The organism is Paenibacillus sp. P2(2022) (assembly GCF_029522175.1).
Taxonomy (GTDB): domain Bacteria; phylum Bacillota; class Bacilli; order Paenibacillales; family Paenibacillaceae; genus Paenibacillus; species Paenibacillus polymyxa.
Genome location: NZ_JAKWFI010000001.1, coordinates 282,979 through 306,011 on the forward strand (window position 1 = coordinate 282,979; position 23,033 = coordinate 306,011).

The following is a 23,033-nucleotide window of genomic DNA, read 5'->3' on the forward strand; positions in this document are numbered from 1 at the left end:
ATGAACAATAATATAACCAAGGAGTTTCCACAAGGATTTTTATGGGGAGGGGCCACGGCTGCTAACCAATTTGAAGGTGGGTATAACGTGGATGGTAAGGGACTAAGCACTGCTGATGTAATAACAGCCGGGACGCATACTATTTCCCGAAGAATTACGCCTGTATTGGAAGAAGGCATGAACTATCCAAGTCACGAGGCAATTGATTTCTACCATCATTATAAAGAGGATATCCGATTATTTGCTGAAATGGGTTTCAAGGTTTTTAGAATGTCCATCGCTTGGTCCAGAATATTTCCGAACGGAGATGATACAGAGCCGAATGAGCAAGGCTTGCAGTTCTATGATCGTGTGTTCGCAGAATTAAAAAAGTACAACATTGAGCCGTTGGTTACGATCTCACATTATGAAGCACCGTTTCATTTAACCCAAAAATATAACGGCTGGTCAGATCGCAGAGTGGTAGATTTTTATGTAAGATATTGTGAAGTTCTTTTTAACAGATACAAAGATGTCGTAAAATACTGGCTCACCTTTAATGAAATCAATATCTTAACCTTGTCTTTTGGGGCGTTCATGGCTGGAGCGATGATGCCAGAGGGGAATGGAGAGCTTGCCCATGCTACAGTGAAGGATGAGCAGGACCTGTATCAAGCTTTGCATCATCAATTTGTAGCCAGTGCAAAGGCAGTAAAGCTGGGGCATGAAATCAATAAGGATTTTAAAATTGGCTGTATGATTGCTTATATGTGTTCATACCCACTTACCTGTAACCCCGATGATGTTTTGCTCGCTCAACAAAAGGATAACTTGAGTAATTTCCTATGTTCAGATGTTCAAGTAAGAGGTGCTTATCCCGGATTTGCCAAACGATATTTTAAAGAACATAATATCCAAATTACGATGCAGGACAATGATGAGGACGTCTTAAAAGAAGGATGCGTAGATTTTTATACTTTCAGTTATTATTCATCCACTTGTGTCAGTGCAGACCCCAATCAGGAGAAGGTGGGTGGGAATTTATCCATGGGATTAAAGAATCCCTATTTAAAAGCAAGCGCATGGGACTGGCAAATCGATCCGCAGGGATTGAGATGGTCCCTCAATAACATTTATAATCGATATGAAATCCCGTTAATGGTTGTGGAAAATGGTCTGGGCGCTGTGGATACAGTGGAAGAAGACGGCTCCATTCAAGATGCTTATCGAATTAATTATCTAAAGCAGCACATTGAGCAAATGAAAGAAGCCATTGCTGATGGAGTAGATTTAATAGGTTATACACCTTGGGGATGTATTGATCTAGTAAGTGCGGGAACCGGTGAAATGAAAAAACGCTATGGATTCATATACGTCGATAAGGATAATGAAGGTAAAGGAGCACTTGCCAGATTCAGAAAGAAGAGCTTCTATTGGTATAAGAGTGTGATCGAAACTAATGGGGAACAGCTGGACTAAATATTAGTGTGTGTCTTCAAAAAGTGATACAGTCAGCGCATGCCTATTCAGTAGGCATGCGCTGTTTGGATTTAAAACCAGCTTCCCTTCAGGAAACTACGGTGAATGTATACAGATTAGGAGATCACCATAGTCAATAGTATGTTAATTTTACTAAACACATGGGGTGAAAATGTCGAAATAAAGGGTAGGGTGGATAACAAAATATAAGGAAGTGGATACATATTATGAATCAAGTAGAAGCTGTTTTGTCTGCCATGCCGTTTATTAGAGAAGCTGCACGACATGATGTTTTAATATCTGTAATGGATAAAGAAAAATTTCTATTCTTTCAGTCGGGGAAAAGTTTAGTCTATGATTTCAAGGCAGGCGACCCTCTCCCTGATGTACACAAGAACTTCAAAATGCTAGTAGGCGGAGAAAAGACCCGAGTTCGCTATGATGCCGAAGTTTTCGGGTTTGCTGCTGATTCTTACTTTCATCCGATAAAGAACGAACAGAATGAGATTGAGGCAGTAATGTGCATCACCTATAGTATGGATAATCAGGATCAACTGAAGAAGTTGATGAGCCAAGCAGAGGATGTTACAAGCAAGCTAGTGGAAGGGATTCAGCATGTAGCAGCCCATTCGGAGGAGCTTAGTGCGACAGCCGAGGAAATTTTAAGCAATACGAAAAAGGCGGTTGAGGACTCTGGTAATGTGACTGAGGTGGCTGGCTACATCAAGGAAATTTCAGAGCAGACAAACTTGCTTGGACTAAATGCAGCCATTGAAGCTGCTCGGGTGGGTGAGGCAGGAGCAGGATTTGGGGTTGTTGCCGCAGAAATCCGCAAGATGTCTACGGGCACCAAGGAAGCCACTGGGCGAATCGAGCAATCCTTGCAAGCTGTCAGACAATCGGTTTATAGTATGGAACAAGAGATTACGCAGATTACTGTATCTTCCCAAGAGCAGGCCAAGCTTGTGTCGGAGTTCATGAATATTATTGATCAATTAAATGATACCAACCAAGGCTTGAGAGGTTTAATAGAGAAAATCACGAATGATGTGGATGTAAAATAAAGATTGGAAGAAGTCTCGGTCTGTGAATTGTGCATTCCGTCATGGAAATGTGATCACAGGGCGAGACTTTTTTAAGTTTATTAAATCATTTGGAGTGGATACATATATGAATTTGAATGGGTTGAATGAACAGAGTTACACAGAACTAGAGGATTATTGGGTGCGTGTATTTCTAAATTTAGTACAAGATCAGGATAAAGAGAACTGGGTGATTCCTTATTACAACACATCCTTTTCTAATGGTCAGAAAGTTATGGATATGAACCCCATTTTTTCGGCTAAATCGAAAATAAGTCATAAATCCATCAGAATCATTCATGAAACGGTTAATGAGGGGGATGACGTTCACTATTGGTTAGATACGAATGGGAAAAACGAATTAGTTATTATTTGTTCCCCATCACAGCAACATGTGCACAAGGTAAAGGGGATCATTAAACGCTGGATTTATGAATGAGATCCATTATCCATAATCAAATCTTTTCCGATATAATAGGGAAGAGAAGCCATAGAACAGATACTACCTCAGAGAGGTGATTTACAATGACCGTTGATATTCTCCGACGTAATAATGTAAAAGTGTTGGGTACAGGCAGCCAGACGATTGTATTTGCTCACGGCTTTGGATGCGATCAGGATATGTGGCGTTATATCGTCCCTAGCTTTATCGACAACTACCAAATCGTCTTATTTGATTACGTTGGGTCTGGAGATTCCCAAATAAAATACTATGATTCCCAAAAATACAGTGACTTGCAAGGATATGCCCAAGATGTGCTGGATATTATGGAAGCGTTAGAATTACGGAATACCATATTCGTCGGACACTCCGTTAGCAGCATGATCGGAATGCTCGCATCCATCCGAAGCCCTCAATATTTTGAACGCATTGTCATGCTCGGTCCTTCTCCACGCTATGTGAATGACCTGCCTTCTTATTATGGAGGTTTCGATAAGAGTGATATTGATGAATTACTGGATATGATGCAAATGAACTTTATTGGCTGGGCTAGTTACATGGCGCCCATTGCTATGCAAAATCCCGAGCGAGGGGACTTAACCGAAGAGTTGGAAAAGGCATTTTGCTCCAGAGATCCTCATATTGCACGGCAATTCGCAGAGGTTACATTTTTTTCAGATTGCCGTGTCGATCTTCCGCATGCTTCGGTTCCTACGCTTATTCTCCAGTGCTCAGACGATAGTATTGCTCCAATTGAGGTAGGGGATTATTTGCATACCCATCTTAGAAATAGCAGACTTCAGCAGATGAGAGCAAAGGGGCATTATCCTCATTTAAGCCAACCAGGAGAAACGAGCGATTTAATCAAAGAATATTTAGCCAGTGTGTAATATCGAAAGAAAGGCAGTCATGCAATGGATATTCAATTAGATAAAGCTCCCTGTGGATACTTTTCAATTTCGGACGCTGGGATCATTCAATCGGTAAATCAAACTTTATTGGACATGCTTCTTTATGAACGTGATCAATTGCTCGGGCGGCCGATTGAAACGACAATGTCTGTTACGAACAAGCTATTTTTTCATACTTATTTTTATCCCTACATCCAGTTGTACGGGCATGTTGATGAGATGTACTTCTCGTTTCGCACAAGTGATCGACAGGATGTGCCTGTACTTCTAAACGGAGTTCGGCAGGAACGCAATGGAGAAGCTGTTATTGATTGTGTAGTGCTTATGATGCGTAAGCGGATTGAACATGAGAAAGATATACTACAGACCAAAACCAAGCTTCAGGAATTATATCAGGCGACGAATGAAGCAAACCAGAAGCTTAAACGGTTGCACGAAGAATATGAAATCAAACAGCAGGAACTAGTGCGGATTAATCACCAGCTAGAAACGATGGCGTCAACCGACCCGTTAACTGGGCTTAAAAATAGAAGATATTTTCAAGATCAATTACAAATCAGCCTAGCCTCCTTTCAAGAGACCGGAATACCTTTCTCGTTGCTGATCATTGATATTGATCGTTTCAAAAACATTAACGACACTTATGGTCATCCGGTGGGCGACCTGGTGCTCACTAATCTGGCTGAGTTACTACAATCCATGTCACAGGAGATGGATATTGTCGCTCGTTATGGTGGCGAGGAGTTTGTCATTATTCTTCCGGGCAACGACGCAGAGGAAGCCATTCGTGCAGCAGAAAGATATCGCTCCACGACGGCCTCAAGGGATTGGGGAGATTACAGCATTACTGTGAGTATTGGCGTGGCAACGGTTACACAAGCGGATACGGAACAATCGATAGTTCATCAAGCAGATTTGGCACTGTATGCTTCCAAGAGTGGCGGGAGAAACCGGGTCACACATGCAGCAAGTCTTATAAAGAGATAGATAGAGGCTTCATTAACTATATGAAGAGCTGGGGAGGATAAAATGGGCGAAGCGTACAAGCTGGACTGTGATATCTGTGCGTATACTGAGAACATATTTGTGGGGTTTGGTTTATTATATATGCGTTTGGAATCTATTGCTTCGTTTGTACAGGATGCTGCCCTTAAATGGCGTATTGAGGAATTCATAGGCAACCCTTCGACGAGATATGATGCTTATGACGCTCTGTATGTGTGCCCGGTCTGTCAGGCCATCCGTAATGAATTGTTTATTGAGATGGAATCGGACTCATCACAGTATAAAATTTCTTATGCTTGTCCTAGATGCGCGAGTGTTATGCAGCAGGAACACATTGAAAACAATGTGCCGGTTCATTTGAGCTGCCCAACATGTGAGAAGGGTAAATTGAAGGCAACGTTTTATATGGATTGGGATTAATAGATTCCCCGAATATCTCCACAGCATACTCCAATAAGCCTGGTCAAACCAGTCAAATTCAGCTAATATTAATGATAACGATTCTCATTTGTGGTATCAGAATGAATGAAAACCTTTGAGGTGGACGCTAGTGAATTCAAATTCGTTATCATTAATATATCAGCATTATTTAGAAAAAACTCCGTTTAGAAAACAAAACGAGCATACGTATATGATGTTACCGGAAGCGGGCGACGGACATATTTACCGAGTTACGACTTACAGCGGAATCGAGATTGTGTATTCGCATATTCAATATCACGAGCCTTATCCGACGAACTTTGCCTCCAGAGGACAAATGATTGAACTTCAATTTGCACTTTCGGGTCAACGTCATGTAAATATAGCTGGTCTGGACTACACGCTCCCGATAGGGCGGGGTGCTCTTATTTTTTTACAGGATTTCAAAGCATATTTCCATCCTCCTGTTAACGAACAATACCAATCCTTTGCGCTTGGCATTCCTGTCTCGTTGTTTAATTATGCAGCTTCACAGTTGGCAGCTCGTCGACAGGTAGCTATTGAATTTAATCAAATTCTGAAGGGTGCTGCGTTCCATCATCTTAGTTTTGAACTGGATCACAGAAGTATAGTGATGATTGAACATTTGATCAAAGACTTGAAAAGTGTGCATAGATCGCCTTTATTAATGGAAGCAGCGGCACTAGAGATTTTGAATAGGTTTATGATTCAATTATTTGATTTAACTCCCATGCCCGAAGGCCTATCTAAAGAAGATGTCAGAAAGTTGCATATGGCTCGGCAAATCCTTGAATCCAGCATGATTGATCCTCCTTCACTGATCGCATTATCAAAAAAGGTTGGATTAAATGATTTTAAATTAAAAAAAGGATTCAAAGCATGTTTTGGAACAACTGTATTTGAACATTTACGCCAAATTCGTCTTGAATATGCGATGAAGCTGCTTCGAAGCCAGGAAAGCAATGTAACAGAAGCTGCGATGGCTGTAGGATACAGTAATGTGAGTGCATTTTCAGAGCAATTTTTCCGGGAATACGGAGTGAAGCCATCATCTTTAAAGAAAGTATTTTAAAAATTCTGTTTTGACCATGTTAAAAAATATTAAGTAAACAAAAAGCTGGAACCCGTATAGATAGGATTCCAGCCTTTTTATTTGGTGCTTATTTCACGAAAGTTTCAATGCCATCTGTATCGATGGTTGAAGTATGGGTACGAGACGCTTCTTCAATATTTTTGAATGCCCAGTAATCTGTTGGTACATCCTTCCATGTAGCCTGAATGGTTCCTTCCAGGGGTCCTCGTTTTAAGATTGTGTTCAAAATTGTAACGGTTTCTACGCGTGTTATATATTTATTGGGTTGGAAGCTTCCATCATTATAGCCGGTAATCCATCCTGCATTAGCTAACGCTACAATGGAATCTCTTGCCCAATGTTTTTCGATATCGGTATAAGGAGAAGCTGCGGTTTGTGTTCCTTTAAGCTGCTTCCAGGATGCGAGTATTGCTGCCATTTCTGCACGGGTAATGGGTTGCTCTGGTCGAAATGTTCCATCTGCATACCCATTCATGAGGTGCTGTGTCGTAAGTGCTATAATCGAATCCTTTGCCCAATACGTGCTAGGTACATCTTTGTATGTCGTTGAGCCTTCTTTTGTCTCCAACTTCATAATCCTAGCCATCATTGCAGCGGTTTCAGCCCGTGTAATCGACTGGTCCGGTCGGAAAGTACCATCCTGATAACCCGTTATATATTTTTCATGCGCAACCTCGGATTGCTCTACTGGCATGATTTCTGGAGTCGGTAAAACCGTTGAAGAAACCGATGGTGATGAAGGTGTGGTTGTTTCACTGGAAGAAGATGAATCACTGCTATCCGTGTTATCCTTCTTATCTTTTTTATTGCTACTGCTGCTGTCGTTATTGCTAGTATCACCAGTTCCGCCAGTGTTTTCAGTACCACCAGTGCTTGCATTTCCATTTACAACCTGTATATACGCTTCAGATGTACTCGGGGCAAATCGAGCATCCCCGCTGTATATAGCAGTGATCGCGTGGCTTCCCACACTTAAGTCTCTTGTAGTGTAGTACCCATTGGCATAGCCGTTCGAAATGCCCACCGGCTCCATCGTCAGCGTATCTAATACATTCGTGCCGTCCATAAGAATGACCGTTCCAGTTAAATCGCCCGACGTTTGTGGGTTTGAAGTTGTCCTCACGCTAAACCTTACTTCTTGACCTTGACTAGACGGATTCGTCGAACTCAATACTGTAGTTACTGTAGGTCTCAGTGAAGGTGTAGGCGCAGGTGCAGATGCATTTACGACCTGAATGTATGGCTCAGATGTACTGGGAATAAAACGAGCATCCCCACTATATATAGCCGTAATCGGGTGACTTCCCACACTTAAATTACTTGTGGTGTAAGTGGCAGTGGCATATCCATTCGCAATGCCATTTGGCCTCATCGTCAGCGTATCTAATATATCCGTACCATCCATAAGGACCACCGTGCCGGTTAAATCCTTCGTAATTTGTGGAGTTGAGATGGTTTTGATGCTAAACGTTACGGATTGGCCTTGTTTAGAAGGGTTTGTCCAACTCGTTACCGTGGTTTCAGTAGCATACACAGCATCCGTTACACTAGGTGCTGGTGGGGAGGTTGCATACACTGCACTCTCGGAAAAACTCCATGTCCAGGTTCCAAATAAAACGATAACAGCAAGATAAGATAAACAAAAAGACTTGATTTTACGCATAAATTTCCTCCATAAAATTCCGGTGTCACGATGAACTTACTAAGATCCTCCATGATGACTAACCTACTAATATAATTTTCTTTCTTACACTACTGATTTACTATACTAAATGCCTCTGAACCAATTCTGAACCAAATCGATAAAAACCGTGCCCAATTCACATGGCTAGAAGGGGATCACGATTTGCGAGCCTTTTCCGTAATTTCTCAGAGCAAATGCAAAAAGGGTCAACCAGAAAGAAATGGTTGACCTCATAATATGAATGACAGTTTAGCGTGATATTTTGGAAAGACTTATTCCGTCAGTATTTAAATTTGACCGTTAGATCCTGTAATTTCTGTGACATATCCGACAAGGTCGTTGCCAGGCTGGTGATCTGCTGCATCGAAGCTAGCTGTTCTTCTGCAGACGCTGCAATATTCTGCGAGTTGTCCGCCGCTTGGAGCGCCAGACTCGATACGTTTTCTCCACTTGCTGAAATTTCCTGGACACTTGCGGTTATTTGCTCCGTGATGCTTGCAAGCTCTTCCGTTTGCTGTGCGATATGATTGGTGGACGTCACAATTTTATTAAACTGCTGCTCCGTCTCATTGGCAATTTTAATGCCGGAGTCGACATTCTGTTTTACGCGTTCCATGGTCTGAAGCGAATGCTCCATATCTTTGCGCATATTCTGAATCAACTCAGAAATCTGCCCGGAAGACTGGTTCGATTGTTCGGCCAGCTTTCTTACCTCTGAAGCAACTACGGAGAAACCGCGGCCTTCTTCGCCTGCACGGGCAGCCTCAATCGAAGCATTTAAGGCAAGCAGATTGGTCTGCTGTGCGATATCCGTAATGGCATGTAGCATCGTGTCGATCTGTTGAGTGCGTTCATCCAACATTCTCATAACCGCATCGGTTTCATTGACGGAATGGTTAATCAAGCCCATTTGCTTCACTGTATGTTGTACAGCAGTACCGCCAAGGCTCGCCATTTCCATTGCGTCTGCAGACGATTCAGCAATAGTCAAGGAGCTATCCGTGATCCGTTGCATACCTATTGAAATTTCCTCAAGCGAGCTGGTTGTCTTCTGAAGCATCAGTTGCTGCTCCTTCGCACCGGCCGCCGATTCCTGAATCGCAATGGTGATATGCTCGGTTGCCTGTCCAGTGTGCTCTGCTCCAAGGGTCAATTCTTTTGAGGAAGCAGCGACCTGCTTGGTGGACAGGTTTACCTCACCGATCAGAAATCGAATATTTTTAATCATATGATTGAAGTCCTGTGCAAGCTCACCGATCTCATCTTTTGAATTCATTTTGACTTCTTGGACTGTTAAATCACCGTCCGCAACTGAGTTAAGCCGCTTTGCAATCGTGATAATAGGTTTCGTAAAACGTCCCGAAACAAAGCTTACGATAACTGCTCCCAGAATAACCGCAACAGCCGTAATAATCAGGACAATATAAAGGACTTTGGTCGCTCCGCTGTTAAATTCGTTAAAATATGCTCCAGAACCGATGATCCACCCCCAATAAGGATCCTTTTCAACGTACGAGATTTTCGTCTCTACTTGATCTGTACCAGGTAAAGCCCATTTATAAGTGACGAATCCCCCGCCGTTTGTGCCGGCTTCTACAAACTCTTTTCCCACATGCACACCGTCTTCGGATACGGCATTTATTAAATCCTGGCCTTCATTTGAAGGGTTCATCACTGAAACCGCATCTTGGTTGACTGCCCACGGATAACCTGTTTTACCTACAGTATATTTAATCTTTACCGGTCTTTTGTTATTAGCATCTTTTACACCGAGCAGTTCGATGCGCAGTTTTTCCTGTGCTTCCTCCAATGTTAAATTACCGGCTTCGACTTGCCCATTGAGGAAACTAATCATACCAATTACCATTTGCACACTATTCTTAAGTGCCACTTTGCCTGATTCATTCATTTCATTCTTAGAAACAACATAAGAACTGCTTCCAATCACAAAAGTAGGTACAATTAAAATAATCAAGCACATTATGGTTAACTTCGCCCTTAACGATCTCACCTTCATGATTGATCCTATCTTTGTTTTCACTGTGATTTCCCCCTTAGAGATCGATATACAGACTCAACCCACAACTGCGTTTTGTTACTAAAGGTAAAAAGACTGTACATCATATATCGTAAAAACTCGTCAGGAAATTAAGCCCTTTCAGCCTGGCTGCTGTTTTATAGGCTAAATTAAATCCGTTTAACCGCAAATTTATCCGTCTATAGGCAGTAGCTTTTTGGTATGCTTCGTATACTTCTGCATAGAGAGAATCTATAACAGAGGAGTGTGCGAGGATGAATAGAATAAAAGGGAGCATCTTTTTCAGTGTTTTTGTGGCTATGCTAGGGCTCATGCTCATTGCTCCAATTATGCCGCCCCTTATTCGTGAATTAGGCTTAAGAGAAAGCCATTCCGGAATAATTATATCGCTTGGTTCTATAACGATGGCCTTAATGGCTCCAGTATGGGGAAATCTGAGTGATGCAAAGGGCCGCAAGCCTGTGATTTTGCTTGGGTTTATAGGGATGTGTGTAAGCTGTCTGTTGTTTACGCTTACTCTTTTTGCAGGATTAAAGGGTTGGCTCAGTGGGGGACTGCTGTTAGTCCTGCTGATTGTTACACGCGGCTTAATTGGCGGCTTTATCCCGGCGGTGTTGTCATCTTCCCAAGCTTATATGGGGGATGTAACGAAGGGTGAAGAGCGTGGAAGTGGTATGGCTATTATTAGTGCGGCGAATGGGCTTGGGCTGGTATTTGGCCCCGCGATTGCAGGTGCCTTTACTTTAATAGGACTGTTATGGCCCTTATACTTTGGAATTGTCATTGCCGCTGTTGCATTCGTGGTGTCTCTACTGGCGATTCCGGCCGCCCAGCCTGTTATTCAGCAAAAACCTGCTCGAATTAATCCCCTCCAGCCAGGTCTAAGAATGTATTTGTTTGCAGGCTTGGTTACGATGATTAGTATTGTGACTATTCAGGTTATAGGTGGTTTTTATTTTCAAGATCAGTTAGGTCTTACATCCGAAGAAACAGCAAGAGTTGTTTCCTTTGGACTTATGTTCTCCGGAGCAGCGATGCTGATCGTGCAGATCATCCAAATGAAATGGCTTAAATGGCAGCCTAAGCCGATGATTTTGCTCGGTTCTCTATTCCTGATTGCTGGAATGGCATTTTTTCTGATTTCAGCCAGCTTGGCCCTTTACTATGCAGCGTTCTTTATGTTTGGCATAGGCACGGGCTTACTGATGCCCGGATTTATGGCAGGTGCTTCGCTTTCGGTCAGTCAAGAACAGCAAGGGGGAGCAGCAGGGCTGGTAGCTGCGATACAGGGAATTTCCGCGATCATTGCTCCTATTTTGACGACCACTTTATATCGAGTAGACAAACATATTCCCTTTATTCTTATAGCGGTTCTGGTTGCTTGTATGGCTATCGTTATGCTGGGGGTAAAAAAGGGAGACGGGAATAGTAAGCCTGTGCCTGACAAGGCATGATAAATAAAAGAGTGGTTAGATGAATCCATAGGCTTCCGGAGTATACTCACCGGAAGCCTATATCTATTATAATAAGTTATAAGAAATTTCAGGAAAATCAGAAGGGAGTGAAGAGCTTATGGAAATCCGGCCAAAATGGGCGGCATTAAACAAAAAATATAGCTTGTACGCACTCAGGTCTTTAAGTCAGGTTTTTTGAAAACGTGTTGGAGGAATGCAGATGGGTTGGGAGTATGGAATTAAGGTCGCAAATGTTAAGGATATTAAAGCGCTAATGGAACGCTTAGCTGAAGCATTGCCTAGGATTGACGGATATCGGATGCAAAGGGATGAGGATGGTTTTGTCCTGCTTCAGAATAATTCTGATTGGCCTGAAGCGCTCCAGATTTCATTGGAAGAGGCAAGAAATATTGAATATTTAGAAGATGATGAACCTTATATCTATTGTCTATTTCATATCGGCGGCGGAGATGCGATGAGGTTGAGGGAAGGAATGTGCAGGGTGCTGGAAGAAGAGAAATGCGCTGCGGATTGGTTCGAGTTATAGCCGAAGAAAGGAGTGGGTGAGATTGAGTAAGAAGGACAAAAAAGAGATTCAGACACTAATCTATCGCTATAGCGGTCCACGAGCCAATATTGGATATACTTTTGAACCGTTGCGTTATGGGGATGCTGATGAACCGAAGCTGGAGGAGATGATATTCATCTACGCAGATGACTTTGATATCGTGCTGTCTGCGTTAAAGTCCAAATATCCACTTGTCGATCCTGATACGGGAGAAACGTATGAGGCTTTTGACCCCTGCTGGGATAATCCGATTCAGGCGTCGGTATGGCATGAAATATTAACACAATTGGATACTTGGCCTACCAAGGAGTCAGAATTACGCCTATTTATCGATTCCTTTACAGCATGGGTCAGAGCGCATCTGAAGCAAGCAGATGGTATTATCGTGACCGGAAATCTGTAGAGAAGGCCATGCACTGCAATCCGTATTTTTGCTGCCCCTCGCTTCGAGGGGCGACCGGACGGCGAGCCACTGAGTCGAGTGCCTGGTTCTTTGCAGTACACGCGACAGTCTCCTTGTTGCAACTGGATTATTAACGGTGCTTTTGGTTTCTGATTAACGTTTGCTCCAATTCGGTATCTGCCATAAATTTGCTGGCAGATACAGCAAGCTGATATTGATTGGTGCCCATATTGTTAGCGGCAGGTTGAAGAATCCCTTTTATTGTTTGCCATAATGAAGAGGCCTGCAGGCTTTCTGCCCCAAAATGCAAGATGATATGGATACAGGAGGTAATAATATTGCGACCAAGTCCGTACAGGAACCATTCTTTTTCCTTCGTAATAAGCGGAATAATGGTGACCATCGTTTCCCACGCTTCATCCAATCGACCTGTTTCAATGAACTTCTCTGCCAAGTTAGATGCAGTAGAACAGTAATTATGATGATTTCCTTCTGTTTTTTCCATTTCGGCCAGCTTTTTAAGGGCTTCAATTTCACCTTCTGGATGGTTGCGCCATCTCTCATGATAAACGAGTGCCTGTAAATTTTCTTTGTTCCAATCCGTCTGCTCTCTGATCCACAAATCGATAAATAATGATAGATACATATCTTCTCCGAGCTCACTCGCGATATTGATGCAATCCTCAAGATCAGCTGTATCTTTGCTGAACAAATATGTTTCCAAAATCAACTCAGGGTCAAACCCGGCATATGTATCGAAATTGGCCTTCTTGGCCTGCTGGAACAAAATTTGGTCCTGCTCACGCTCATACTTTTGCAGTAAAAAAACGGCATAATACAGAGCATCTCCAATCCCTTGAAAACTGTTCGTTTCCCTGTCTATAATCTCATTCACGAGCAGCCTTCTCACAATCGGTTCGTAATGCGGGTCATCTCGATCCTCACGATTATACATAGCCAAAAGCACCTTCAAGCGATTGGTATAATTGGCATCACTTTTTCCATATTCCTCATTGTGTTGCTCCAAATAGTCAACCTTCGAAAAATCGGCGTGATCACTTATTAGACTCTGCAGCATTTCATCATAGGGTGCCATCATCTGATCCAGCAGCCTTTTGTAGTTCGTTTCCAATACTGTGATTCTCCTTTCTTGATCGGCTTAATACTACAATCCATATGTATATAAAACAAGCGATTTCCTTTTGAGACGGGATCGCTTAGTGTAGCAGCGCTGTATACACGTACATATTTTTCTAATAAACCCATTTTAAGATTCAATATAAGGGGTGGACATTCAACACCTGTAAATCAAGCATACAACATGCAGGGATACAACATTGCGCACAACTATTGGAAGCGTTTTAATTTGAGTATAGAAACACAAAAGAAGACCTCAGGGAGGACATACGAATGCTAAAAGTGAAAGCGCTTAGATGTGAACATTTAAACAATCCGATTGGACTGGGCTGCCTAAAGCCGCGACTAAGCTGGCAAATTGAATCTGACAACATATACGTTTTCCAAAAACGCTTCCAATTGCAAGTATCCATACATCCTACTTTTGAACCGCTGATTTGGAATCATTTTTCCTATTCGGAGCAATCTATTTTGTTTCCCTATGGAGGTCCTCCACTGGAATCCGGACAACGATATTATTACCGGGTAAAAGTATGGGCTCAGGGAGCAGGTGACACCGAACCGGAGGAATCGGAATGGAGTGAGTTTGGCTTTTGGGAAATGGGGCTGCTTTCTGAGCAGGACTGGAAGGCAGAATGGATTACAGTGAAGGAGCGAAGCCTCCATGAACAGTTTCAGACGAGAGCCCCTTTTGCCGCTTCCAGGTGTTTTTCAGTTGAGGGAAAAGTGAAAAAAGCAGTCATTTATGCCACAAGCCTTGGTTTGTATGAGTTGGAGCTAAATGGACAAAGAGTAGGCGATGCCTATTTTACCCCGGGATGGACAGATTATAACGATCGTGTCCAGGTGCAAGCCTATGATGTGACTTCTACCATTCGAGAACAACATAATCGCATCACAGCCACGGTAGGAGAAGGCTGGTACAGCGGCTATCTAGGCTGGCAAAAGCGCAAGGATACCTATGGGAACACGAATGCTTTGTTATTTCAAATGAAGATTAGCTATGAAGATGGCCGTTCAGAACTCATTTGCTCAGATTCCTCCTGGGAGGAAACGAGCTGTGCCATTTTGATGTCGGATATTTATAACGGCGAAATCTATGATGCCCGATTGGAGCAGCAGGCAGGCGAGCATCGCTCCTTGAATGAACGGAAAAAGATGCAGGTCGTCCCGTTTCCGTTAAGTCATCTGGTTGCTCAGGAGAACGAGCCTGTCCGTGTAATGAACCGATTAAAGCCTGTTGAGCTGATTCAAACGCCTAAAGGCGAACTGGTTCTTAACTTGGGTCAAAATATGGTAGGCTGGCTGGAATTTAAAGTTGAAGCTCCTGAGGGTACGGTTCTGAATTTGATACATGGTGAAGTGCTGGATCAGCAAGGGAACTTTTACCGAGATAACATTCGGGATGCAGCGCAGCAGATTACGTACATTTGCAGCGGCAAGGGGACGGAGATATTTAGGCCGCATTTCACTTTTCAAGGCTTCCAATATGTGAAACTTGAGGGCTTTCCGGCTGGCGTAGACATTGAAGATTTTACGGGCGTTGTTTTGCATTCAGATATGGAGACAATTGGCTTGTTCGAGACATCCGATCCAAAGCTCAATCAACTCCAGCACAATATTGTATGGGGGCAAAAGGGGAACTTCCTGGATGTGCCGACCGATTGCCCGCAGCGTGATGAGCGATTAGGCTGGACCGGCGATGCACAGATTTTTGCCAGAACGGCCAGCTTCAATATGAATAGTGCTTCCTTCTTCCGAAAGTGGCTGAAAGATTTGGCTTACAACCAGCTGGAGAATGGGGCTGTGCCTTTTGTCGTGCCGGACGTCCTCAAAGGAACCTTTGCAGATAATATGGACAAAACGACGGCAGCATGGGGGGACGCGGCGGTTATATGTCCGTGGACTATCTATCAATGTTATGGGGATAAGCAGATTTTGGCTCAGCAGTATGACAGTATGAAAGCATGGGTCGATTATATCCGTGCCCAGGGGACTGAGGAGCATCTGTGGGATAGTGGTTTGCAACTGGGAGATTGGTTGGCGCTGGACAGCGAGGAAGGAAGCTATTTTGGAGCGACCGATGGAACGCTGGTAGCGACTGCATACTTTGCGTATTCGACTCATATTTTGGCGCAGACGGCCAAACTGCTGAATCGCTATACCGATTACAACACCTATCAAAGCCTGCATGAAGGGATTAAAGCCGCTTTTGCGAACCGTTATTTTGATGACGCTGGCAAGCTGACTTCGAATACCCAAACTGCACAGGTTGTGGCTTTGCACTTCGGATTGGTACCAGAAAGCTATAAAAAGCAAGTGATCCAGGAGCTCGTACAGCTGATAGAAAAAAATGATATGCATCTGGATACCGGCTTTGTGGGCACGCCCTATCTATGCCTAGTTTTATCCGACAACGGCTATACAGATGTAGCTTATAAAATTTTATTCCAGAAAGATTATCCTTCCTGGCTCTATCAGGTTGAACGTGGGGCCACGACCATGTGGGAGCATTGGGACAGCATCAAAGTGGACGGCTCGTTCTGGAGCACTGATATGAATTCGTTCAATCACTATTCGTACGGTTCAGTTGGAGACTTTATGTACCAAAATATTGCCGGAATCGATGTGCTTGAAGCGGGCTATAAAAAATCTCGTTTAGCACCCAAACCGCCTATTAATCTTACTTCGGCCCATGGCAAGCTGGAGACACCATATGGTGCGCTTGCTGTCCATTGGGAAATCGTGAATGAGGAAATGCAGATGACGGTTCACGTACCACATAATACGACGGCTGAGATTACGCTTCCAGGCGTTATGGAGCTGGATACGCTACAACAGACCATTACCACACAATACCCGTCCATTCAGTATCCGCCTGGTAATGTGCCACAAGAGCTGGCCGGGGAATTAGGTTCTACCGGGGAACAGGCGGTTTTTCAAAAGAACGGAGATCATGAATTGACGTTTATCGTCGGATCTGGACAGTATACGTTCCAGTACAAATACAACCAGGGCTAAATAACATAGACTAGAGGTGAGAAGCTTGATGAATATCAAAAACAAAATATGGTTTAAAACGGCGTTGCTGTCTATTTCCTTAGTCCTGACATCAGCGAGTGCTATTTCAGCTGTCATCCCGATGATGCTGAACCAATTCCCGGGAGTCTCCAGTTCGCTGATTGAAAGCGTAGTTACGATCCCGTCTTTCTCGATGATGCTGTTTGTATTGTTGAGTGGCCCGATCTCTTCCCGCATGGGTAAAAAAAATACAGTCCTGCTAGGACTTTTGCTCGTGGTCATCGGCGGAATACTTCCTATGCTCACTACGAATATTACATGGATTCTCGCGTTGCGTTTGGTGCTAGGAGCAGGTCTGGGGATGTTCAATTCACTGGCTGTCAGTTTAATTAGTGATTTTTTTGAAGGGGACGAACGTGCTCAATTGGTAGGCTTTCAAAGCGCTGTACAAGGGCTCGGAAGCAGCTTGGCTACCTTTGTGGCAGGACAGCTTGCCCTAATCGACTGGCCGTTTGCCTTTTTGTGCTATGCGATCACGATTCCGATCGCACTGTTATTCTTTTTTATCATCCCTGAACCAGAGCGTGGGGAGCCTACAGTGTGCACGACAGGAACGGGTAACAAGAGTAGGGGAGTATCCCTACCTGTACTTGGCTTAGGAGCTGCACTTTTTCTGTTTATGACTTTTATTATGATTGTGTATACCAAAACAGGCATTATGATTGCTGAGAAGAGTATGCCTAATGCAGGATTTTTAGGGACCGCTTTAACGCTGTTCTCCTTATCAACCATGATTGCAGGCTTCTTGTTCGGTAGAATATATAAATGGTTCAGAAATTACGCACCTTTTATCTCCAGTTTATTAACAGCGACAGGTTTTGTCCTGCTGTGGTTTGCTCAGAATGTGACCATGGTTACGGTTGCCATGCTGATCATTGGCTTTAGCTTTGCGCTGTTTATTCCTTATATTTTTACGATACTAACTAAAATCGTACCTAAAGGCAGTGAGACGATATCTATTTCGATTGCAATGGTAGGCTCCAATTTGGGAGCGTTTGCTTCGCCTTATGTTATCAAGTTAGTTGGGGTGTTGTCTGGGAATGAAACTGCCTCATTTTCCTTTCTCGTCTCTGCGATTGTATTTATGATTGCTGCGCTCCTCTGTCTGGGAATCGCTATTAGAGGAAAGGGAAGCAAAACACAGACGGCAGTTCACAGTTAATGGGAGTCTGAAGGAGGAGTCTGTGTTTATGAACCTTCATGAGCTGGATCAGTTGCTGAGAAGTAAAACTGAAATTGAGCTTCTGCAACAACAAAGCAATCAGGTGATTAATGATCTCTCCAAAGAATCGGAGAATGAGCGATTTTTTGATATGAATCTGAATATGTATCGAATGCCCGCTTTATTCTTTTTCGGAGAACATGATATTTATATTAGCAAGCACAACAGGTTTGCTCCGATGCTAGAGCACATGCATGAATTTATTGAATTAAACTATGTTTACTCAGGTAAATGCAACCAAATTATAGCAGGCAAAGAGATTCAGCTTTGTGAAGGTCAAGTGTGTGTTCTGGATAAGGATGTGCCGCACAGCATCTCTCCTTTGGGAGAAAACGATATACTGATTAATATCCTGCTGCAAAGAGAAACGATCTCGTCCCTCTTTCTACAGCGGCTATCCAAGAAAAAAAGTTTGATCGGCGAGTTTCTCGCCAACTCTGTCCTCCAGCATCAGCATCATAATCACTTTATTATTTTTGAGTCGCAGCATAATGAGAACCTTCAGTATATATTGCGTAGAATCTTAATCGAATATTTTTCCAGGCAAGAGGACTCTATGGAGTTGGTCAAGGCTTATTTGCCAATTGTATTTGGAGAATTGGTTCGTGTATTGGAAAGCGAGCATAATATTCATGTAAACCAACAGGAAAATCATATTACCTCTATTCTGAATTATATGGAAGAGCATTATCAGCATTTAAGCCTTCAGCAATTATCTAACCATTTTAATTACAATAGCACGTATTTAAGTAACAAGTTAAAAAAAGTAACGGGTCTTACTTACACTCAGCTCATTGCCAACATTAAGCTTAATGCCGCCTATTCTTTGGTTGTGAATACCAACCTGCCGTTTGAAATGATATTTAAGCAGGTTGGATATAACAGCATGAGTTTTTTCTATAAAAAATTTAAGACCGCGTATGGTGCCACCCCGCAAAATATCCGAAACAAACAAATGAGAAAATGAAGAATACACAAGGACGTCCAATTTGAATTGGGCGTCTATATGTTATAATATCGGCAAATTCATAAGCTAGTAAGTAAAGGGGGATATCCTTGGAAGCGGTACTAAGACGGAACTGGCCAGAGTGGAATGGAACATTGCAAAGACGAACCGGGGGCTGGAATAATACGACGTATTTTGTTAAGAGCGGTGGGCGAAGCGGGGTGCTGCGCGTCTACGATACACACAGGGATCGGGACAAAATTGAATTTGAGCATGCGGTTTTGCAGGCGCTGAGCAAGCAATCTCTATCCTTCAGGGTTCCAATGCCAATTCGAACGATTACAGGAGAGACACTTGCACAGGTTGAGAAGGATAGTGGCAAATATGTGTGTCTATTCGAATACATAGAAGGTATATCACCCTTGGAGCAGGACCCTAGCTTTGCCCATTCTTTTGGCGAGGCAGCTGGTGAATTGTCTGCCGTGCTTGCAACACTTAATCTTGATATGACCCCAGTCTATCGGCCGTATTATGCTTTGCAGCAATCCTATCCATTATGTAGCCCGGAAGTAATCCAAGGCTTTTGTTTAAACCCGCCGGAGCCTCTCAAGAATTTTCATGAAGAGCTGCGCCTGATAGGAAAAGTATATGAAGAGATTACAGATTCACTTCAAGCATTGGAAGAGTTGCCGCATCAGCTTGTACATGGAGATTTGAACGCTTCTAATTTATTAGTAAAAGATTCTGATCATAGCCAGGTGGCTGCACTGCTTGATTTTGAATTTTGCACGTTAGACGTTCGGGTGATGGAACCGGCGGTCATCTTATCAGGATTTTTGGGGCAACCGGAGGAGACAACGGCTGTTCGTGATTTTTGTCAGGGCTTCAGCCGCCAGATCCGTTTAAGCCAACCCGAGATCGACGCTTTGCCTGTGTTGATGCTGCTTAGGAAGGTAGACGTATTTCTTCATTTTGTGAGTCGCTTTCTGGAAGGAACAGATCAGCCACACGTATTGCAAGAACAGGCCAAACAGATCACAGCCGACTTGCTCCAACTGTCTACCAGCAGTAGCTGGATTCAGGAGGAGTTGGCCCAAGCTGGAACAATGTATGAATAAACGAGCTACATGCCGTGTTATGTTATAATTTCTGGAATAACAGAAATGAAGTCTATTGAATTAAACTCGGAACAGGAGGAGCAGATGAATAGTTGGTTAACGAACGCGTTACGACCCTATTTTGGGCTGGAGACGCTGGAAGAACATTGGGACGTGGTAGAAATTAAAGAAGGATATTTTATTTGTATGGATGGAGATGTTATTCGCAAGCGAATTTCTTCTAAAGAGGATGCTTATGGAGAAGCTGATGTAGAGATTTTTACCCGTGATCGGGCATTTGTTCTGCCTAAAACGGCTCGTGGCAAAGAGAAAAAACTGAACTATACAAGTGTTTCGAGCATCTCAGCAGAAGGTGTGTCCTTTTCAGCAGGCATTCGAAGAGATCGTCCTATTAGTTATGTTACTGCTGTGAATAGCAAAACTGGCGTGAGATTGCCCATCACTGGATGTGAGCATTTACATAGTAAAGAAGAGATCATGGATTGGCTTCAACGTTACCCGTCACTTGTGCCTAACGATTATGATCGAAAGCTGGATCGATTAAAGCATATGAAAAACCAGCGTTATAAAACCATCCCGGGAGACATCTTTCGTGTGGAAATAGACCTTTTTACAGATGGGTATGTATTGGTCGTCGGTGATTTGCGCCAAATGCAAAAGGATCAGTTGTTTGCAAAGGAGAGCATATGGAACAGTGTCATGACGATGCCTTTATTCGTACGTCCGTATTTGTGTACAAGTCGTGACCGTTCAATAACTTTAGAATCCATCACAGCCGCCCCGTTATCGGATACAACCTGGATTGTTATGGATGATTCCTTTATGCGAGGGTCCTACGAGTGGGTAGGGCATAAAGCATTGGTAGAAGAGGATATTGTGTTTCCGATGGGTTACGGCATTAGCACGGATAGCAGTAAAGAAAGAATATATAGGCTGTCCTGGGGTACGGGCACGATTTCCAAACCGGAAGGGGAGACAGTGTTCAAGTCTTCGCGGGAATTTTTAAATAACGGTGTGTATTCAGGTATTATTACGGACTATTTTGGTCCTTGGGAAGAGCGGGAGTGGCACAAAACGCTGGATAATCCGTTGTATCGGGAGGAGCGTCGAAAAGCACTGGCCGAATTCGGATTCCCGGAAGACATTTCGTACGATGAGTTCAACCGCCAAACGGGAGGCCTGACGCGTTCGGAATATCTCGCATACTTGACAAGAGTCTATAACGGTTATACATCCTTTTAGGAGGGGCCAATGAAATATCTTAAAGATTGTCCGGAACCAGGCATGGGAACCTGGTATTTTGAAATAGACTCAGACGGCGTAGCCTATCGGCAAATTGTGATCCAAGATGACGGTACTTTTATTGCTTCTAATCGTAAGCACGAGCAATATCATTTCTTGTTAGCCGAGAAAGCAATTGATGATACAGAGCCCTATTATACGAAAATTACAAAAAAAGAGTTTGAAGAAATCTGGTCTAGCAATCTTCACACCTTTAACAAGGAATGGCATCAAGTCAAAACCGTACTGCCGGTTGGGATTAAGGTAAGCGGATATATTGAAGCATTTTTTCCACACGGAACACTTATTCATATTTTCCAGCACAATGCAGTCGGATTGGCAGACACCCATTCATATGCGGAAAAGACCCCATCTGAGTGGATGTATCCGAGGCATGAGATCACGGCGATTGTCCAAGGCTACGACGAGCTGAATCAGTGGGTGATTTTAGAGCAAACGCAGGTTTTCGAAAATCAGTTCACAGGTTGAAAGATAGATATCGGAATACAGGAAGGAGAATGGATATGCATACGTTAACGGTTGATGAGCTGTTGGATCAGGACAACCATGCATGGGAAGAGGTCAGAAACATTCTGCAAGAAGGGAATAATCCATTTCGCATTGTACCGGCAGAATCGGAATCTGCTAGGGGAGATTCGCTCTACCGTTTGCAAGTGAGCACAAAATCGTACTTGGGAACGGTTGCCTATGAAACAGGAGGGATCATATTTGACCACGGATGGATCACCTTACTGGGTGCAGGTGGGCCTGATATTTACGGTAGTTTGGCTTCGTGGAACGGGCTGCAAGAGCCAGCAAGCGTCCCTGCACTTGGGGGAATGCTGATTGTGGCCTATGATGCAGCAGGTGGCTTCTTTGGATTGGATACAGGGAAGTTTGGACGTAGCGGCCACATCTACTATTTTGCACCGGATGCATTGGAGTGGGAATCCACTGAGCTGGCTTATTCCGGTTTCTTGAGCTGGTTGGCTGAGGGAGATTTGGGCTTGTTCTACCAGACATTCCGTTGGAATGGTTGGCAGTCGGATATGGAGCAACTTCAGCCAGGAGAGGTATTTGCTTATTATCCGCCGCTATGGACTCAGGAAGGTGGCGGAGAGACCAGCCACAAATCACCTATAGCCATAACAGAAGCGTGGCAGGCGGTGACGGATCGGGAATAGCCGCGAGTGGGGAGGGGGACATAAGATCATGAATCATTCCATTCAATCCAAACTGGTGCAGCTGAATGAAATACTTTCTCAAAATAACATTGATCATTACTACATTTATGATTATACAAGTCGCCCCAAGCTGGTACTAGCAGGGAGCTTTGACTTTAGCTATTATCACAACATAGAGATTACATTTTACGAGGTCTCGTTTCTTTCCTGTCCGGGCGGTGTATTTTCAATTGAATGCTTTAGACTGGCTAATGACAAGGAATTGGAAATGTTAAAAACCGTCTCTTACGGATTTCATGAGGGGCCTGTGATTTGTATGGAGGATCAAACGTTTGGTACCCGATTTTTCATTGCTGCTGAAAGCTTGGATTACGAGCTCAAGATCGTTTTTTACTATAAACGTGAGAACCTTCAACCTCATGAAAGTGTGGCTGAATGGGTTGAAAAAGATGGAGAAGGTTGAAAAAGGTAGCAACAACAACTTT

General features: G+C 43.4%; 21 protein-coding genes. 18 read left to right on the forward strand and 3 right to left on the reverse strand.

Features of this window, described 5'->3' with window-relative positions; all coding sequences use genetic code 11:
• The 7 genes from MMB75_RS01240 (at position 1) to MMB75_RS01270 (ending at position 6,411) form a co-directional block, all read left to right on the forward strand.
• Complete coding sequence (locus MMB75_RS01240; protein ID WP_045244305.1) at positions 1-1,458, forward strand: glycoside hydrolase family 1 protein; 1,458 nt, start codon at positions 1-3, stop codon at positions 1,456-1,458.
• A 227-nt stretch (positions 1,459-1,685) separates the two neighbouring features.
• Positions 1,686-2,522, forward strand: coding sequence for a methyl-accepting chemotaxis protein (locus MMB75_RS01245; RefSeq protein WP_016821777.1), 837 nt, complete (start codon positions 1,686-1,688; stop codon positions 2,520-2,522).
• 106 nt (positions 2,523-2,628) lie between these two features.
• On the forward strand, positions 2,629-2,979 hold the full coding sequence (locus MMB75_RS01250; RefSeq protein ID WP_206704146.1) for a hypothetical protein: 351 nt from the start codon (positions 2,629-2,631) through the stop codon (positions 2,977-2,979).
• 86 nt (positions 2,980-3,065) lie between these two features.
• A complete protein-coding gene (locus MMB75_RS01255; protein WP_045244306.1) occupies positions 3,066-3,872 on the forward strand; it encodes an alpha/beta fold hydrolase in 807 nt (268 codons plus the stop codon).
• Between the two features lie 24 nt (positions 3,873-3,896).
• A complete protein-coding gene (locus tag MMB75_RS01260; RefSeq protein ID WP_045244307.1) occupies positions 3,897-4,880 on the forward strand; it encodes a sensor domain-containing diguanylate cyclase in 984 nt (327 codons plus the stop codon).
• 42 nt (positions 4,881-4,922) lie between these two features.
• Entirely contained in the window at positions 4,923-5,318 is a 396-nt protein-coding gene (locus tag MMB75_RS01265; protein WP_045244308.1) for a hypothetical protein, read from the forward strand.
• Positions 5,319-5,448: 130 nt separating this feature from the next.
• On the forward strand, positions 5,449-6,411 hold the full coding sequence (locus MMB75_RS01270; RefSeq protein WP_045244309.1) for a helix-turn-helix domain-containing protein: 963 nt from the start codon (positions 5,449-5,451) through the stop codon (positions 6,409-6,411).
• Positions 6,412-6,499: 88 nt separating this feature from the next.
• Here MMB75_RS01270 and MMB75_RS01275 read toward each other — a convergent pair whose 3' ends face one another.
• Together MMB75_RS01275 and MMB75_RS01280 are read right to left on the reverse strand one after the other, a co-directional pair.
• Positions 6,500-8,095, reverse strand: a complete 1,596-nt coding sequence (locus tag MMB75_RS01275; protein ID WP_045244310.1) for an S-layer homology domain-containing protein — start codon at positions 8,093-8,095, stop codon at positions 6,500-6,502.
• Between the two features lie 301 nt (positions 8,096-8,396).
• Positions 8,397-10,157, reverse strand: coding sequence for a methyl-accepting chemotaxis protein (locus tag MMB75_RS01280; RefSeq protein ID WP_080942668.1), 1,761 nt, complete (start codon positions 10,155-10,157; stop codon positions 8,397-8,399).
• Positions 10,158-10,408: 251 nt separating this feature from the next.
• Between MMB75_RS01280 and MMB75_RS01285 the strand changes: the two genes are divergently transcribed.
• From MMB75_RS01285 to MMB75_RS01295, 3 genes are all read left to right on the forward strand, one after another.
• Positions 10,409-11,608, forward strand: coding sequence for an MFS transporter (locus MMB75_RS01285; RefSeq protein WP_045244311.1), 1,200 nt, complete (start codon positions 10,409-10,411; stop codon positions 11,606-11,608).
• Between the two features lie 220 nt (positions 11,609-11,828).
• Positions 11,829-12,155, forward strand: coding sequence for a hypothetical protein (locus tag MMB75_RS01290; RefSeq protein ID WP_017428313.1), 327 nt, complete (start codon positions 11,829-11,831; stop codon positions 12,153-12,155).
• Between the two features lie 16 nt (positions 12,156-12,171).
• On the forward strand, positions 12,172-12,579 hold the full coding sequence (locus MMB75_RS01295) for a hypothetical protein (protein ID WP_230681867.1): 408 nt from the start codon (positions 12,172-12,174) through the stop codon (positions 12,577-12,579).
• 130 nt (positions 12,580-12,709) lie between these two features.
• Here MMB75_RS01295 and MMB75_RS01300 read toward each other — a convergent pair whose 3' ends face one another.
• Positions 12,710-13,711: a hypothetical protein gene (locus MMB75_RS01300; RefSeq protein ID WP_045244312.1), complete on the reverse strand. Its 1,002-nt coding sequence runs from the start codon at positions 13,709-13,711 to the stop codon at positions 12,710-12,712.
• A 278-nt stretch (positions 13,712-13,989) separates the two neighbouring features.
• Between MMB75_RS01300 and MMB75_RS01305 the strand changes: the two genes are divergently transcribed.
• The 8 genes from MMB75_RS01305 to MMB75_RS01340 all read left to right on the forward strand — a co-directional run bounded on the left by MMB75_RS01305 (position 13,990) and on the right by MMB75_RS01340 (position 23,011).
• Positions 13,990-16,737 (forward strand): alpha-L-rhamnosidase, encoded by a 2,748-nt coding sequence (locus MMB75_RS01305; RefSeq protein WP_045244313.1) that lies wholly within the window; start codon positions 13,990-13,992, stop codon positions 16,735-16,737.
• 28 nt (positions 16,738-16,765) lie between these two features.
• Positions 16,766-17,959 (forward strand): MFS transporter, encoded by a 1,194-nt coding sequence (locus MMB75_RS01310; RefSeq protein WP_025365485.1) that lies wholly within the window; start codon positions 16,766-16,768, stop codon positions 17,957-17,959.
• A 28-nt stretch (positions 17,960-17,987) separates the two neighbouring features.
• Entirely contained in the window at positions 17,988-18,986 is a 999-nt protein-coding gene (locus tag MMB75_RS01315) for an AraC family transcriptional regulator (protein ID WP_019688173.1), read from the forward strand.
• Positions 18,987-19,075: 89 nt separating this feature from the next.
• The gene (locus MMB75_RS01320; protein ID WP_257126148.1) at positions 19,076-20,083 is read left to right on the forward strand and encodes a phosphotransferase; all 1,008 of its coding nucleotides are present in this window, start codon (positions 19,076-19,078) and stop codon (positions 20,081-20,083) included.
• An 84-nt stretch (positions 20,084-20,167) separates the two neighbouring features.
• Entirely contained in the window at positions 20,168-21,325 is a 1,158-nt protein-coding gene (locus tag MMB75_RS01325; protein ID WP_257126147.1) for an immunity 26/phosphotriesterase HocA family protein, read from the forward strand.
• Positions 21,326-21,334: 9 nt separating this feature from the next.
• Positions 21,335-21,853 (forward strand): hypothetical protein, encoded by a 519-nt coding sequence (locus tag MMB75_RS01330; RefSeq protein ID WP_123797476.1) that lies wholly within the window; start codon positions 21,335-21,337, stop codon positions 21,851-21,853.
• A gap of 35 nt (positions 21,854-21,888) precedes the next feature.
• Positions 21,889-22,548, forward strand: a complete 660-nt coding sequence (locus MMB75_RS01335) for a DUF2625 domain-containing protein (RefSeq protein WP_257126146.1) — start codon at positions 21,889-21,891, stop codon at positions 22,546-22,548.
• Positions 22,549-22,576: 28 nt separating this feature from the next.
• Positions 22,577-23,011 (forward strand): hypothetical protein, encoded by a 435-nt coding sequence (locus MMB75_RS01340; RefSeq protein ID WP_257126145.1) that lies wholly within the window; start codon positions 22,577-22,579, stop codon positions 23,009-23,011.
• The last annotated feature ends 22 nt before the right edge of the window (positions 23,012-23,033 follow it).